The sequence below is a fragment of the Comamonas koreensis genome, assembly GCF_014076495.1.
Classification (GTDB): Bacteria; Pseudomonadota; Gammaproteobacteria; order Burkholderiales; family Burkholderiaceae_C; genus Comamonas; species Comamonas squillarum.
The window spans coordinates 2,605,481-2,621,183 of the sequence record NZ_CP043575.1; the positions used below are offsets into that span (position 1 = coordinate 2,605,481).

Here is a 15,703-nt window from a genome sequence, read left to right on the forward strand (position 1 = left end):
TTGCGGGCCGGGAGGCTGCTATCCCGGTTGGCAAATTCTAGCCTACCTGTCGCCTGCTCCCGTTTCGAACCCCCGCAACGCACTCTCCAGATTCAAGCCCAGGTCCTCACTCAGATACCCGCCTTCCTGCACGATCACCGTCGGCAGCCCCAGCTGCGCGATTTTTTCAGTGATGCGGGCGAAGCCGGGGGTGTCGATCGCCAGGGCCTGGTAGGGGTCGTGTTCGTGGGCGTCCAGGCCCAGGGCCAGCACCAGGGCGCCGGGGGCGTAGTGGCGGATGGTGGTGAGGGCGGTTTCCAGTGCGCGCAGGTACTGGTCGGTGGTGGTGCCCTTGGGCTGGGGCAGGTTCAGGTTGTAGCCCAGGCCTTCGCCGTCGCCGCGCTCATGCGCATGGCCGGTAAAGAACGGGGTGCAGAAATGCGGATCGGCATGGATCGATACGGTCAGCACATCGTTGCGGCGCCAGAAGATGCCCTGGGTGCCGTTGCCGTGGTGCACGTCGATGTCGAGCACGGCGACGCGGGCATGTTTGCTGCGCAGGTGCTGGGCGGCGATGGCGGCGTTGTTCAGGTAGCAAAAGCCGTTGGCGCGGTCCACATAGGCGTGGTGGCCGGGTGGGCGGCACAGCGCGTAGGCGGCCTGTTCGCCCTGCAGCACCAGCTCGGCGGCATGCGTCGCGCAGTGGGCGGAGTTGATCGCCGCGTGCCAGGTGTGCTCGCCAATGCTGCAGGCGCAGTCACCCATGTGGTAGCCGGCCTGGCCGACCAGGTGGTCGGGGTAGGTAAAGGGCTGGCCGGGGAAGGGGAAGACATTGGGCAGCACTTCGAGCGAGGCATCGGGCAGCGCCTGCCAGCGTTGCCAGGCGGTTTGCAGAAAGTGCAGGTACTCGGGGGTGTGGACGGCGGCGCGCGGGCTGGGTCCAAAGTCTTCGGCCAGCATCGGCTGGTGGCCGGCCTTTTGCGCCGAGCGCAGCAGGATCTCGGCGCGTTCGGGTTGCTCGTTGCTGCGCTTGAGTTGCCCGCGCACCATGAATTGCTGCGGGTCGTGGCTGCGGTGCTCGTGGCTGTAGATGAATTTCATGGTCTAGGCGGTTTTCGTCGGGAGGAAGAAACGGGGGAGGCGGTGGCGCCGGGCTTGGCCTTGGCTGGGGTGGCCGGTGTTGGCGCAGCGCCGGCACCAGCGTCCGGCGCCTGGTCGCCGTGCAGCACCTGGGCATGGGCCTTGTCCTGGGCGTCCACCAGGTGCACGCGCAGCGCTTTTTCTGCGGCATCGGCATCGCGGCGCAAGATGGCATCGACCACCGGGAAATGCGACTGCGCGATGAATACCGGGTCGCGGTACTGGCGCTCGATAAAGCCCTGGCAGATGCGGATCTCGGCCTGCATGTTGGCAAAGATGCGCTGCAGGTACTCGTTGCCCGACAGCCGCGAGATGGCGGTGTGCATGCCCAGGTCCATCGTGACGCGCTCGATATTGCTCAGGGTCGGTGCGCGCTCGAGCATGTCATCGGCATAGGCCTTGAGCGCTGCGAGCTGCGCATCGGTCGCCACCTCGCAGGCCAGGCGCGCGGCCATCACTTCGAGGCCCAGGCGCACCTGGAACAGGTCCTGGATCTCTTTGGGGCTGAAGGTGCGCACGGTAAAGCCCTTGCGCGGGGTCGAGACGATGACGCCCTGGCTTTCCAGCCGGCGCGCTGCTTCGCGCAGCGGGGCGCGGCTCACGCCCATCTGGCGCGACAGCTCGGCCTCCACGATGCGCGATCCCGGTGGCAGCCGGCCTTCAAAAATGGCCTGCAGCAGCTGGCGCTCGACCAGCTCCACCAGATCGGGCACCCGGATCGACGAAAAGCCAGGGTTGTCTGTCTCCTCGCCCTGCAGGGCGATGGTTTTAGTAAGGGTCTCAGATGTCATGTCGGGATGCCTGGTGAGCGGGGTACTTTTGCCGCCGGGGCCATGCAAGGTACACACCGGCAGCGCTGATCATCAGCATGCCATAAAGGGCCAGGCTGTCTGGCGGCCGTTGGAACCAGAACGTGCTGATCAACACCGCCAGCAACAGTTGTACATAATTCATCGGCGCCAGGGTCGAGGCCGAGGCGCGCTGGAAGGCCTGGAGCAGCAGCAGCTGCGCGCCACCGCTGACAAAGCCACCGGCCAGCAGCAAGGCCAGCTGCGGCGCATCGGGCCATTCGGTGATCGGGTGGAAGAGGGCGGGCAGGTTGGTGATGACCAGGCAAAACAGCGCCATATAGGCAAACTGCACGGCCGTGGGCACCAGGCCCGAGAGCTTGCGGGTGAGCACCTGGAACAGTGCATAGCAGACGGCCGAGATGGCCATCAGCACGGTGCCGGCTAGCGGCAGCGCATTGCCCGGACGCACGATCAGCAGCATGCCGGCAAAGCCCAGCAGCACCGCCACCCATTGCACGCGGCCGACGCGCTCGCCCAGCAGCCAGGGCGAGAGCGCCACCATGATGAGGGGCGCAGTGAAGTAGATGGCGGTGGCCTCGGCCAGCGGCATCGTGGCCAGCGCCGTCATAAAGCAGGTGGCCACAATGGCCAGCATCAGGCTGCGCAGCAGCAGCAGCAATTTGCCGCTGCGCAGGCGCCCCCAGCGCAGCGCCGACCAGTCGCCATGCCGGTGCATGACCCACAGCGCCAGCACGCCGATGGCCGTGTAGCGCGAGAGGTTCATCACCGTGGCCGGATAGCGGGCCAGCATGTGCTTGGCAAAGGCGTCGTAGCAGGCAAAGCACAGCAGCGCTGCCAAAAACAGGCCCAGCCCCTGGCGCAGCCGGCGCGTGGCATCGGCCTCGCGCAGTGCTGCTGCCCGGTTGCTGGGCTGCACGGCCTGCTCAGCCATGGAGGCCCTCCAAGAAAGCCTGCAGGCCCGGGCCAATCGCTTCGACCAGGTAGCCGCCTTCTTGCACCACCACCAAGGGCAGCTCCAGCGCACGCAGCTTTTGGCCTACGGCGCGGTAGGCCTCAAAGTCGACCTTGAGCACACTGATCGGATCGTCCTTGAAGGTGTCAAAGCCCAGGGCCAGCACGACGGCTTTCGGGGCAAAGCTGCGCACGGCGTCCAAGCCGGTGTCCACCGCAGCCAAAAACTCCGCGTTGCCTCTGCCATGGGCGAGGGGCAGGTTCAGGTTGTAGCCCTCGCCCGCGCCGGCGCCGCGCTCATCGGCATAGCCGGTGTAGAACGGAAAGTAGCTGCTGGTCTCCGCATGGGTAGAGACCGTCAGCACATCGTCCCGGGCGTAGAAGAGGCTCTGCGTGCCATCGCCATGGTGGGCATCGACATCGAGCACAGCCACCCGGCCAAAATGTGCGGCCAGGCGCGCAGCAGCGCAGGCGTTGTTGTTGACATAGCAAAAGCCGCTGGCCCGGTCCCAGTGCGCATGGTGGCCCGAAGGTCGGCACAGCGCATAGGCCATGCGCTCGCCGGCAATCACCGCATCGGCCGCAGCCACGGCGCTGTGGGCCGAGCGCAAGATGGACTGCCAGCTGTCCGGCCCGAGCGGGCAGGACAGGTCACCCAGGTAGTAGCCGGTTTGCGGTATCAGCGCGGGCGATGGGCAGGGCGGGCGGCGCTGGCCGGCGGGCACGCCCGCGTAGGGCGAGAGGTTGGCCATCACCTCGGGGCCGGCATTGGCGCCGCTCGCCAGCATCGCTTGCCAGCGCGGCCAGGCGGTTTGCAGGTAGTCCAGGTAATGGGGGGCGTGTACGGCCTCCAGCGGCGCGCGGCCCAGGTCGGGCGGCGCGCTGACGGCCAGACCCGCCTGCTGCAAGGCGTCGGCCAGGGTCTCGGCGCGGCTGGGCAGATCGGGCGCGGGCACCAGCTTGCCCAGGCGCATGAACTGGCTGGGGTGGTGCAGCGCTTGATCGGGGCTGTAAAAGGCTTGCATGGCGGCGCTCATGGCAGGGTGGCCTGCAGCTTGTCCAGCGCGCGGTCCAGGCGGGCAAACATCTCGGCCATCTCGGCCTCGATGATGATCAGCGGCGGGCACAGTGCCACGGCGTCGCCCATGGCGCGCACGATCAGGCCTTCTTCCTGCGCGTACTGGGCCAGGCGGTAGCCCAGCTTCAGGGCGGGGTCAAAGGGTTGGCGCGTGGCCTTGTCGGCGACCAGCTCGATGGCGCCAATCATGCCCACGCCCCGGGCCTCGCCGACATAGGCGCGCTCCAGGTAACCGCGCAAGCGGCCTTGGAAGAGGGGGCTCAGCCGGTTGACATGGGCCAGGATCTGCTCGTCCTCGTAGACCTTGAGCGTCTCCAGCGCCACGGCCGCCGCCACCGGGTGGCCAGAATACGTATAGCCATGGCCAAAGGTGCCGATCTTGCCGCTGTTGGCGGCCATGGCCTCGTAGACGGTGGGCGATACCATGACGGCCGAGATAGGCACATAGCCCGAAGACAGCGCCTTGGCGCAGGTGAGGATGTCGGGCTGGATGCCAAAAGTGTGCGAGCCGAACATCTGGCCGGTGCGGCCAAAGCCGCAGATGACCTCGTCGGCCACCATCAGCACCTCGTACTTGCGCAGCACGGCCTGGATTTTTTCAAAATAGGTCTCGGGCGGCACGATGACGCCGCCAGCGCCCATCACCGGCTCGGCAATGAAGGCGGCCACAGTGTCCGGGCCCTCCTGCAGAATGCGCTGCTCCAGCGCATCGGCCAGGCGGGTGGCAAAGTCGGCCTCGCTCTCGCCGGGGTTGGCATAGCGGTAGTGGTGCGGGCATTCCACATGGCCGATGCGCGCAATCGGCAGGTCAAAATCCTGGTGGTTGGCGGGCAGGCCGGTCAGGCTGGCGGCCGCCACCGTCACGCCGTGGTAGCCGCGCTGGCGCGACAGGATCTTTTTCTTGGCGGGTTTGCCAATGGCGTTGTGGTAGTACCAGATGATCTTGATGGCCGTGTCATTGGCTTCCGAGCCCGAGTTGGCAAAGAAGACCTTGGCCATCGGTGCCGGGGCCAGCTGGATCAGCCGGTCCGCCAGCTGGGCAATCGCTGGGTTGGAGCGGTGGTTGAAGGTGTGGTAGTAGGGCAGCGTCTTGAGCGCATCGATGCCGGCCTGCACCAGGCGCGGGTGGCTAAAGCCCAGCGAGCTGCACCACAGCGCGGACATGCCCTCGATGTACTTGCGGCCTTGTTCGTCGATCACATGGATGCCATCGCCCCGCGTGATCATCAGCGGGCCCACGTCCTCATGGGCGGCCAGGTTGGTGTAGGGGTGCAGGTGGGCGCCAATGTCCTGGGCGTCCAGCGCGCTGCGTTTGGGGGTGTTGTCTGCTGCGTTCATGTCCAAATCTCCTGGGGGCTGGTGGTGCTTGCTGTTGCTAGGTATGGCGGGGTGTCAGTAGCCGCGCCCCAGGTCCACGGCCACCTCGGCGGCCTGGCCTGCGCGGATGCGGCTGAAGTTGTGGGCGGTCTGCTGGGCGATCACGCGTGGATCGGTGCGGGTGGCGATATGTGGGGTCACCAGAATGCGCTCGTCCTGCCAGAACGGGTGGTCGGCTGGCAGCGGCTCGGCGCTGAAGGTGTCCAGCGTGGCCGCGCCAATCTGGCCCTCGGCCAGCGCGGTCAGCAAATCGGCCTCGACCAGGTGCGCCCCTCGGCCCACATTGATCAGGTGCGCGCCGCGCGGCAGCTGGCGCATTAAGGCCAGATTGAGAAAGCCCTGGGTTTCGCCCGTCAGCGGCAGCAGGCAGACGAGGGTGTCGCAGCCGCTCAAAAACTCTGCCTTCTGCGCCTGGCCGTGGAAGGTCTGCAAACCCTCCAGACCGGCGGGCAGATCCTGCTTGGCCGATCGGCTCCAGCCGCGCACCTGGTAGCCCATGGCCAGCAGCGCGCGGGCACAGCCCTGGCCCAGGGTGCCCAAGCCTGCAATCCCAACGCGGTGGCGGCTGGGCGCAACGATGGGCTCCTCGCGCCACTGGCGCTGCGCCGCATGGGCCACATAGCGGTCCATATGGCGCTGGCGGTGGATGACGGCCCAGCTGACAAAGGCCGTCATGCCATAACCCATGGTGCTGTCCACAATGCGGCACACGGGGGTGCTGGTGGGCAGGGCCTGGGTGTCGATATGGTCAATGCCGGCGGCAATCGATTGCACCAGCTGCAGGCCAGCGGCCTGGGTCAGCTGCGCGAGTTGGGCGGCGGGCGGGTGCCAGCACACTGCCACCTCGATATCGCCGTGCTGGCCGGCATCGAGCAGCGCCTGCAGCTCGGCGCCCAGCAGCAGCCGGCTGCCGGGGAACTGGGCCTGGTAGGCGGGCAGCAAAAAGTCCATCGCAATGCTCTTGCTCAAAAAGGCAATGCTGCGGGGCATGTCACTGGCGTGGCTGGCAGTGCGGCCCGGCACAGCGGCCTGGGCATCGGTGGTGGGCATGGTGGTCATGCTCATGCGCGGCTCCGCGTTTCTGCGTTGCCCGCGTCCACCTCGTCGCGGCGGTGCTCCAGCGAGGGAATGGCGTCGATCAAGGTCTGGGTATAGGGGTGCTGGGGGTTGCCCAGCACCTGGGCGGTCGGGCCGTATTCCACAATGCGGCCCCGCTGCATGACGGCCAGGTGGTCGCACATCTGGCCGGCCACGCGCAGGTCATGGGTGATGAAGACCATGCTGAGCTGAAAGCGCTCGCGCACCTCGGCAAACAGCTTGAGCACCTGAGCTTGCACGGACACATCGAGCGCGGAGACCGGCTCGTCCGCCACCAGCAACGAAGGCTCCATCGCCAGCGCGCGGGCAATGCCAATGCGTTGGCGCTGGCCGCCAGAGAACTCATGCGGGTAGCGCTCGGCTGCCTCGGGGCCCAGGCCGACCAGCTCCAGCAGCTCCATCGTGCGGCGCAGGGCCTCGGCCTTGGGGACACCCTGGGCAATGGGGCCGCTGGCAATGGCCGCGCCAATCTTGTGGCGCGGGTTGAGCGATGCATAGGGGTCCTGGAAGACCATCTGGATCTTGCCCTTGGCCTGGCGGCGCAGCGCGGCGCCCGAGCTCAGGCGCTGGCCGTTGAAGAGGATCTCGCCGCTGTCAAACGGTGCCAGGCCCACGATGCAGCGGCCCAGCGACGACTTGCCCGAGCCCGACTCTCCGACCACGCCCAGGGTCTGGGCGCGGCCCAGCTCAAAGCTGATGCGCTCGGCGGCCACCACCTCGCGCGCGGGCCGCAAAAAGCCGCCGCCAGTGCGGTAGACCTTGCACAGGTCCTTGACCTGCAGCACCGGCTGCGCCGTGCTGGCCTGGGTCTCGCGCACATTGCCATGCGGAATGGCGGCCAGCAGCTTCTTGGTATAGGCGTGCTGGGGGTTGCGCAGCACCTGGCCGGCTGGGCCGGCTTCGACCACCACACCGGTCTGCATCACCACCACATGGTCGGCAATCTCGGCCACCACGCCAAAGTCATGGGTGATAAAGAGCATGGCCATGCCACGCTTTTTTTGCAGCGCACGCATCAGCTGCAGGATCTGGGCCTGCGTGGTCACATCCAGCGCGGTGGTGGGCTCGTCGGCGATCAACAGGCTGGGCTCGAGCAGCATCGCGATGGCGATCATCACGCGCTGGCGCTGGCCGCCCGAGAGACGAAACGGATAGGCGTCGATCAGGCGCTCGGGCTCGGGCAGGCCCACATCGGTGAGCGCGGCGATGATGCGGCGGCGCTTGTCGGCAGCGGGCAGCTGCAGGTGGGCATCCAGCGCCTCGGCCATCTGGTCGCCAATGCGCATCACCGGGTTCAGCGCCGTCATCGGCTCCTGGAAGACCATGGCCATGCGGCTGCCACGCAGCTCGCGCAGCTGGTCTTCGCTCAGGCTCAGCAGGTCTTTGCCGTCAAACAAAATCTCGCCAGCCACGGGTTCGACCTTGGGGCGGGGCAGCAGGCCCATGATGGCGTTGGCGATCATCGACTTGCCCGAGCCCGATTCACCGACCACGCACAGGGTCTGGCCGGGCAGGATCTGCAGGTTGGCCTGGGTGACGGCCAAGGCGCGGTCGGCGCCCAGCGGTAGGCGGATGTCCAGGCCGCGTACGGTCAGCACCGGCTCTGGGGTGGCGGACTCGGCAGGCATTTGTGCAAGCATATGCAGGGCTTCGTGTGAGTAGGCGTTCATCGTGTCTTCCCGTCCTGGCGCGCATTGAGTCCGTCGTTCAGCCCTTCGCCCACCAGGTTGAAGGCCAGCACGGTGAGCAGGATGGCGACGCCGGGGAACACGGCCATCCACCAGGCTTGGCGCAGCACGGTGCGGGCCGAGCCGATCATGTAACCCCAGCTCATCAGATTGGGGTCACCCAGGCCCATAAAGCTCAGGCTCGATTCGAGCAGGATGGCGGTGGCCACCATCAGGGACGCCATCACCACGATGGACGAGGCGGCATTGGGCAGGATCTGCGCCAGGATGATGCGGGGCGTGCTTTGGCCAGCCAGCTGGGCGGCGGCGACAAAGTCGCGCTGGCGCAGGGTCAGGAATTCGCCGCGCACCAGGCGCGCCACCGGCGGCCAGGACACGAGCGCAATGGCCACAATGATGGAGTTGACCGAGGGCTCAAAAATCGCCACCAGTACCAGGGCCAGTGCAAAGCTGGGTACAGACTGGAACATTTCGGTAAAGCGCATCAGGCTGGCATCGACCCAGCCGCCAAAGTAGCCCGATACCGCGCCAATGCCCACGCCAATCAGCAGCGACACCAGGGTCGAGATCACGGCGATCAGCAGCGAAATGCGCGCGCCCAGCACCAGGCCCGAGAGAATGTCGCGGCCCATGGTGTCGGTGCCCATCGCAAAGCCTGCGCGCTCCATCGGCGGCAAAAAGGGTTGCTCGACCATGTCCCAGGGGTTGTGCGCGGCCAGCAGCGGGCCAAAGCAGACCAAGAGCGCCACGACCAGCAAGATGGCCAGGCCCAAAAGGGCGCCCCGGTTGCGGCAAAAGCGGCTCCAGAAGGTCGAGCGGTGCTTGTTCTTGGCGGGAGGCGTAGCGGCCACCAGGGCCGGCTCGGAAATAGCAGTCATCGCAAGGCTCCGTTTCAGCCCAGCTCGATCCGGGGATCGACCAGGGTGTAGACAAAATCAGTGATCAGGTTGAACAGCACCGCCACGGCGGCTGCAACCAGGAAGCAGCCCAGCAGCAGGTTGTAGTCGCGCTGCAGCAGGGCATCGAACATCAGGCGGCCAATGCCGGGCCAGGCAAACACCGTCTCGGTCAGCACCGCGCCGCCAATGAGGCCGCCGGCCTGGATGCCCGCCAAGGTAACGATGGGCAGCAAGGCATTGCGCAGAATGTGCTGGCGCTGGATGCGGCCCATGCGCACGCCCTTGGCGCGGGCGGTTTTGACAAAGTCCATCTGCGCGACTTCGAGCATCGAGGCCCGGGTCATGCGGGCATAGACCGCCATATAAAAGAGCGCCAGCGTGAGGGACGGCAGCACCAGATGCTGGGCAATGTCCCAGGCGCGGGCAAAGCCGGTGGCGTCGCTCCCGACGGTGAAGTAGCCAAAACCGGGCAGCCAGCTCAGCTGCACCGAGAACACCAGCACCGCCATCATGGCCAGCCAATACAGCGGCGTGGCATAGAACACCAGCGCCACAAAGGTGATGGCGCTGTCCACCCATTTGCCGACATGGCGGCTGGCCGTGGCGCCCAAGGCCACGCCAAAGATCAGCGACATCACAAACGCGCTGCCGGTGAGCAGCAAGGTAGCGGGCAGGCGCTCGGCAATCAGATCCAGCACCGGGCGCTGCTGCCGGTAGGAAAAGCCCAGGTCCAGCTGCGTGATGTGGCCCAGGTAGTTGGCCAGCTGGGTGGTGACGGGCTTGTCCAGACCGAACTGCTCGCGCAGCTGAGCGACAAACTGCGGGTCCGAGGCACCGGCTTCACCGGCAATGACGGCAACCGGGTCGCCGGGCGCTGCCCGGATCAGCATGAAGTTGACGGTGGCTATGCACATGAGCACCAGCAGACCCTGGAGCACCCGGACGGACATGTAGCGGAGGCGGTTCATAGCGGGGAGACCTTGGAGCGAGACAAAAGCGCTGCCATCCCGCACGCGCCAGCGGGGGCTGGCAGCGTGCAGAGTTCAGCAAGAAGAGAGGCGCTGCGGCCTAGGCCGCAACCGGCGGGGCCTTAAGCTATGGACGCACGGCTCAGGCTGTCATTCAAGCCCACGCCGGAGCTGATCGGGTTCTTGATCTTGGTGCGGTAGAGCGTGGGGAAGTTGATCTCATGCAACCAGGCCACCGGCACCTCTTCGGTCAGGATCTTCTGCACCTCGGCATAGGCCTTGGCGCGGTCGGCATCGGTCAGGGCCTTGGCGCCGGCGTCAAACAGTGCATCCACCTTGGGGTTGACATAGCCTTCGATGTTGTTGAACGGCGAGCCCTTGGCAATCGTGTGGCTGGTGTAGGTACGCGCCACGCCCAGCGCAGGATCGGGGTATTGGTAGACATAGATGATGGCCATGTCAAAGTCCCACTCGGCGGTGCGCTGGTTCCAGCCGGCCACATCGGTGCCGGTGGTCTCCACCTTGATGCCGGCCTGGATCAGGTTCTGGCGGATCATCTCGGCCAGGCGCTGCCAGGATTCGCCATAAGGCAGCGGCAGCAGCTTGACGGTCTCGCCCTTGTAGCCGGCTTCCTTGAGTAAGGCCTTGGCCTTGTTCAGATCGCGCGGGTACTTGGTGACATCATCGGAGGCGAACTTCACATGCTGGTTGAAGGGGCCGGCAGCCGTCTTGGCAAAACCCTGCCAGGCGACCTTGACCATGGCCTCGCGGTCCATCGCATACATCACGGCCTGGCGGAACTTGGGGTTGTCAAAGGGCGCCTTGCGGTTGTTGAGCACCAGCCAGGAATGGGGCGAGTAGAACTCCCAGCCCTTGGTGGTGACCGCTGCTCCAGGCAGCTTGGCCAGGCGGGCCACATCAAAGAACTCGACCGCGCCGCCGGGCACCACATCGACCTTGCCGGACTCAAACGCTGCTGCGCGCGAGGCCGCATCCGGGATGATGTGGAAGTACAGGTTCTCCACCATGGGCTCGCCCTTGGTGTGGTAGAGCTCATTGGCCACCAGCTGGATGTAGGAGCCCCGCACCCATTCCTTGTACTTGAAGGGGCCCGTGCCAATCGGCTTGGCATTGGCGGGGTTGGTGGCGTAGTCGGTGTTTTCGTAGATGTGCTTGGGGATCATCGGCATCGAGCCGGTATCGAACAGGCTGATGAAGGGCCCAAACGGGTACTTGAGCTTGAACTCCACCGTGTTGGCATCGATGGCGCGCACGCTCTCCAGCGGCTCGAGCGAGGCGCGAAGGCGGGCATGGGTCTTGCGCAGAAACTTGTCGACCGAGAACACCACATCATCGGCAGAGAAGGGCTTGCCGTCGTGCCACTTGACGCCGGACTTGAGCTTGAAGGTGTAGGTCAGGCCGTCGTCGGAGCGGCTCCAGGCCGTGGCCAGCAGGCCATGGGGTTCGAGCTTGTCGTCGTAGCGCAGCAGGCCTTCGTAGATATAGCCGGAGACCAGCTGGGTGGGGCCGTTTTGCACAATGCCCAGCATCAGGCCCGAGGGCTCGGGCTGCACCATCACATTGATCGTTCCCTTGGTTTGCTGCGCCAACGCTGCCATGGGCACGCCCGCGATGCTGAGGCCGGCACCGGCCAGGCTGTAGGAGATAAGTTCACGCCGATTGATCATGGTTGCTTCCTGTCTTGGTATCAAGGGGTGCCTGGCCCGGCTGGGCTTGCGGCGGTGGAGCCGCAAAGGCGGCGGCATGCAAGGGTCGAGAGGTCCTCAGTCGCGGTAGTGGCTGCGGCCCGGGGGCTGCAAAAAGCCCAGCAGGCCCTGCCATTCGCGCTCATGCGGGTCGGCGCGCTTGGGCTGGCCGGGCATCACATCGGTGTCGCCGCTCTCGTACTGGCGGGCGGTCAGCTCGCAGACCTCGGGCGGCACGGGGTTGATGGCCTGGCCGCTGGACTGGATGGCCAGCTGCACGCGGCAGGCGCGGTCCAGGTTGAGCATCAGGATGAAGGCCTCGGCCACGCTGTGGCCCAAGGTGAGCAGACCGTGGTTGCGCAGCACCATGGCCTTGGCCGTGCTGCCCAGGTCGGCGACCAGGCGCTCGCGCTCATGCAGATCCAGCGCGATGCCTTCGAACGTGTGGTAGGCCACGCGGTTGTAGAACTGCAGCGCCCACTGGTTGCTCGGCTGCAGGCCGCATTGCAGTGAGGACACCGCCACGCCCGCTTCGGTATGCGAGTGCACGACGCAGGCGGCGTCATGGCGGGCCGCATGCACAGCGCTGTGGATCACAAAGCCGGCCGGGTTCACCTCGTAGGGCGTGTCCTCGACGATACGGCCCTCGGCATCGATCTTGACCAGCGAGCTGGCCGTGATGTCCTTGAACAGGGTGCCAAAGGGGTTGATGAGGAACTGGTCAGTGCGGCCTGGCACCCGCGCCGAGATGTGCGTGTAGATGCTGTCGTCCATCCCGAAATGGGCCATCAGGCGGTAGGCGGCGGCCAGGTCTTCGCGAACGCGCTGTTCGCTGTCGGTATGCGGTTTGTCGTAGCCGGATTGGACGTCGGCATCAGCCATTGCAAGCATTGTTGTCCTCATTAAATTTATGTCGTCTAGCGACAGTCGTCTGTCGACAGGACGTAAGTTAACAGACTGAATCGCGGATGGAAAGGGTTGCGGACTAGGTGATTTCCAGCAGGCGCGCTTTGACCTGGCGCAGAAAATTTGCAAAGCACCACAATGGGTTAGGTGGTGATGTCCTTGCCTGGATATGGTGCAGGAATGCGCAAAAAATGCCTTGGCTTGGTGCGTGTGCGACTGCGCCCTCGGCGCCTTGCACCATCGCGGTGGCCCTGGTGTTTTCCCTGGTTTGGGCTTGGCCCCGGTGGCTGGATTGGCCGTGGTGCAGGCCTTGGCTTGACAGTGTGGATGGCGGTGACCCAGCAGCCCTGGGGTAAGATGGCGCCTGCTCCGGGGTGCACGCCAGTGCTGAGATCTACACCCGAGAACTTGAACCGGGTCATTCCGGCGGAAGAAGAGCCAAGTCCCTGCCAGGGGCGCCTTGCGCGCATGGGGGGAGCCTTCGGAGCATGACCTCACCGCTCTCGAAGGAATTCCATGGACAAGGCCGATACGCTGGTCGCAGACCTGCTTGCATTCATCGCAATGGATGGCTGCACCGATGACCAGTTTGACCAGCTCGCGCTGCGTCTTTTTGCCTACCAATACGCATCCAATACGCCGTTCCGCAGCTTTTGCCAGCGCCGTGGCGCAAGCCCCCGCACGGTCAAGACCTGGAGCGATATCCCGGCTGTGCCCATCGACGCCTTCAAGGCACTGGAGCTGCGCAGCGAGCCGCCGTCGTCCACCGAGCGTGTCTTCATGACCAGTGGCACCACGGGCCGCGCGGCACGGGGCAGGCATTTTCATCCTGCCCTGCAGGTGTATGACCTGTCGATGCAGCAGCATTTCGCCACCCGCTTTATGCAGGGCACAGCGCGCATGCCAATGGGCATCCTGTTCCCTGATGAGGCGGCCATGCCCAACTCGTCGCTGGCGCATTACCTGGCACTGGCCAAGTCGAGCTTTGGCACACCGGAGAGCCGCTATTTTCTCGGGCCGGAGGGCCTGGATATGGCCGGGCTCTGCGCCGCGCTGGAAGCGGCTGAGCGCAGCGGCCAGCCCTATGCACTGCTGGGCGCCAGCTTCAGCCTCGTGCATGTGATGGATGCGCTGCGTGCCCAGGGCCGCCGCTATCATCTTCCAGCGGGCAGCCGCATCCTGGATACCGGCGGCTACAAGGGCCAGTCGCGTGAGCTGCCGTTGGCCGACTTCTATGCCGGCCTTTCCGAACTGTTGGGCGTGCCGCCCGAGCTGTGCATCAACATGTATGGCATGACCGAGCTGAGCACCCAGTTCTACGACAACGGCAATGCCACGTTGCCCTCGGTCAAGTCCGGCCCGCACTGGATTCGCTCGCGCCTGGTCGAGCCCGTCAGCGGCCGCAGCGTAGCGCCTGGCGAGCGCGGCATTCTGGTGCACTGCGACCTGGCCAACTACAACGCGGTCAGCACCATCCTGACCGAAGACGTGGGCCTGTGGGCCGATGGCGGCTTTTTGCTGCTGGGCCGGGCCGAAGGGGCCGCCGCCAAAGGCTGCTCGCTGGCCGTCGATGAGTTTGTGCAAGCGGCGCGCGCATGATGCAGCCGCAAGCCGCTGAGCGCATGGCCGGGCGCATGCGGGCCGGCTACCTGCCAGGCCTGGAGGAAAGTCAGGTACGCTGGCAGGTGCTGGTGTTTGAGCGCGCGGGCCAGCGCCTGGAGGTCGAGGTGCCGGTGCTGACCGGCGCGCAGATGCAGGCCCTCACCGAGCGGTTGCGCGCCGCCGCGCAGCGCCAGCTGCAGCCGATGCCGCTGGCCGAGATTGTGGCGGCGATTGACCGCGCCATCGCCCGCCTGCTGGACCCGGCCGACCCCTATCGCCGCCAGATCGATGCCTGCCTCCCGCTGGTGTGCGGCTATGACGCGGCGATGGTTCGCCTGGGGCTCAACGGCCTGTTCAAGACCTTTCGCGCGCCCCAGCTGTGGCGCTTTGTGGGCGAGGATTTTGCCAACCCCCTTGTGCTGGACGGCTTTGTGCCCGCCGCCAAGGGCGGAGCGGTGCGTGCCTACGGCCCCGGCCTGCTGCTGCACAGCTGGGCCGGCAATGTGCCGGCGCTGTCGCTGTGGAGCCTGGTTTGCGGCCTGCTCGTCAAAGCGCCTAGCTTCGGCAAGCTGGCCAGTGCCGAGCCGCTGTTTGCCGGCTGGTTTGCGCGTTTGCTGGTCGAAGTCCATCCGCCCTTGGCCGACTGCCTGGCCGTGGTCTGGTGGCCCGGCGGCGCCCAGACGGGCGACAGCGCCGAAGGTGCGCAGGTGCTTTACGCCGAGGCCGATACCGTGATGGCCTATGGCAGCAACCAGACCCTGGCCGCGCTGCGCCAGCAGTTGCCGGTGACCACGCGTTTTTTGCCCCATGGCCACAAGCTGGGTTTTGGCATGGTGGGTAGGGCGGCACTGGATGCCGTCAAAGCGCCGGCCCATGCGCGGCTGGCAGCCTGGGATGTCATGCGCTATGACCAGCAAGGCTGCTACTCGCCCCATGTGTTTTATGTAGAGCGGGGCGCCACGGTCTCACCCCGCGCCTTTGCCGATTACCTGGCCGCCGAGCTCGCCAACCTGCAGCAGCGCTTTGCGCGCCGCCCGCTGGATCTGGAAGAGGGCGCCGGCATGGCGCGCTGGCAGCAGTCGCTGGAGTGGCGTGCGCCCGCCGATGATGGCGCCGCCCCGCAGCTGATTGGCCCGGCCGATGCGCCCTGGAGCGTGGCCTATAGCGACAGCCTGGAGCCGCTGGCGCCCACGGCGCTCTACCGCAGCATTGTCGTCGTGGGGGTGGACAGCCTGGAGCAGGTGGTGCCGTTGATAGCAGCCCAGCGTGACTACCTGCAGAGCGCAGGCCTGGCCGTGGGCCCCGAGGATTTGTACCGCCTCGCCGGCCTGCTGGGGGCCGCCGGCGTCACCCGCATCAGCGCGCTGGGCGCCATGGGCATGCCCGAAGCCGGTTGGCACCATGACGGGCGCTTTAGCCTGCTCGACCTGATGCGGATGACCGAGATCGATGCCGCTGCCGAGGCCGCCGCCCAGCCGCTGGCGCGCTACGCAGACTGA

Annotated in this window: 13 protein-coding genes and 1 riboswitch; of the genes, 2 read left to right on the top strand and 11 right to left on the bottom strand. The window is 66.2% G+C overall.

The window, feature by feature from the left end; all coding sequences use genetic code 11:
• Window positions 1-42 precede the first annotated feature (42 nt).
• From F0Q04_RS11675 to F0Q04_RS11725, 11 genes are all read right to left on the bottom strand, one after another.
• A complete protein-coding gene (locus tag F0Q04_RS11675) occupies window positions 43-1,080 on the bottom strand; it encodes a histone deacetylase family protein (RefSeq protein ID WP_182345502.1) in 1,038 nt (345 codons plus the stop codon).
• A complete protein-coding gene (locus F0Q04_RS11680; RefSeq protein ID WP_182345503.1) occupies window positions 1,077-1,910 on the bottom strand; it encodes a GntR family transcriptional regulator in 834 nt (277 codons plus the stop codon). The genes F0Q04_RS11675 and F0Q04_RS11680 overlap by 4 nt, the downstream gene beginning before the upstream one ends.
• On the bottom strand, window positions 1,900-2,862 hold the full coding sequence (locus F0Q04_RS11685; RefSeq protein ID WP_182345504.1) for a DMT family transporter: 963 nt from the start codon (window positions 2,860-2,862) through the stop codon (window positions 1,900-1,902). The genes F0Q04_RS11680 and F0Q04_RS11685 overlap by 11 nt, the downstream gene beginning before the upstream one ends.
• Complete coding sequence (locus tag F0Q04_RS11690; RefSeq protein ID WP_182345505.1) at window positions 2,855-3,907, bottom strand: histone deacetylase family protein; 1,053 nt, start codon at window positions 3,905-3,907, stop codon at window positions 2,855-2,857. Before F0Q04_RS11690 ends, F0Q04_RS11685 begins: the two co-directional genes overlap by 8 nt.
• Before the next feature lie 8 nt (window positions 3,908-3,915).
• Window positions 3,916-5,298 carry an aspartate aminotransferase family protein gene (locus F0Q04_RS11695; RefSeq protein ID WP_182340644.1) on the bottom strand — a complete coding sequence of 461 codons (1,383 nt, stop codon included), beginning with the start codon at window positions 5,296-5,298 and terminating at the stop codon, window positions 3,916-3,918.
• A 54-nt stretch (window positions 5,299-5,352) separates the two neighbouring features.
• Window positions 5,353-6,402, bottom strand: coding sequence for a glyoxylate/hydroxypyruvate reductase A (locus F0Q04_RS11700; RefSeq protein ID WP_332839207.1), 1,050 nt, complete (start codon window positions 6,400-6,402; stop codon window positions 5,353-5,355).
• Complete coding sequence (locus F0Q04_RS11705; RefSeq protein ID WP_182345649.1) at window positions 6,399-8,063, bottom strand: ABC transporter ATP-binding protein; 1,665 nt, start codon at window positions 8,061-8,063, stop codon at window positions 6,399-6,401. The genes F0Q04_RS11700 and F0Q04_RS11705 overlap by 4 nt, the downstream gene beginning before the upstream one ends.
• Window positions 8,064-8,101: 38 nt before the next feature.
• Window positions 8,102-9,001: an ABC transporter permease gene (locus F0Q04_RS11710; RefSeq protein ID WP_116926946.1), complete on the bottom strand. Its 900-nt coding sequence runs from the start codon at window positions 8,999-9,001 to the stop codon at window positions 8,102-8,104.
• A gap of 14 nt (window positions 9,002-9,015) precedes the next feature.
• Window positions 9,016-9,990: an ABC transporter permease gene (locus F0Q04_RS11715; RefSeq protein ID WP_021025248.1), complete on the bottom strand. Its 975-nt coding sequence runs from the start codon at window positions 9,988-9,990 to the stop codon at window positions 9,016-9,018.
• Between the two features lie 122 nt (window positions 9,991-10,112).
• Window positions 10,113-11,675: an ABC transporter substrate-binding protein gene (locus F0Q04_RS11720; RefSeq protein ID WP_409935192.1), complete on the bottom strand. Its 1,563-nt coding sequence runs from the start codon at window positions 11,673-11,675 to the stop codon at window positions 10,113-10,115.
• A gap of 99 nt (window positions 11,676-11,774) precedes the next feature.
• Window positions 11,775-12,587, bottom strand: a complete 813-nt coding sequence (locus F0Q04_RS11725; protein ID WP_232539312.1) for a class II aldolase/adducin family protein — start codon at window positions 12,585-12,587, stop codon at window positions 11,775-11,777.
• A gap of 375 nt (window positions 12,588-12,962) precedes the next feature.
• A riboswitch (TPP riboswitch) is annotated at window positions 12,963-13,054 on the top strand.
• Between the two features lie 64 nt (window positions 13,055-13,118).
• Between F0Q04_RS11725 and F0Q04_RS11730 the strand changes: the two genes are divergently transcribed.
• Window positions 13,119-14,201, top strand: coding sequence for a long-chain fatty acid--CoA ligase (locus F0Q04_RS11730; protein ID WP_182340650.1), 1,083 nt, complete (start codon window positions 13,119-13,121; stop codon window positions 14,199-14,201).
• Entirely contained in the window at window positions 14,201-15,703 is a 1,503-nt protein-coding gene (locus F0Q04_RS11735) for an acyl-CoA reductase (RefSeq protein ID WP_420093984.1), read from the top strand. Before F0Q04_RS11730 ends, F0Q04_RS11735 begins: the two co-directional genes overlap by 1 nt.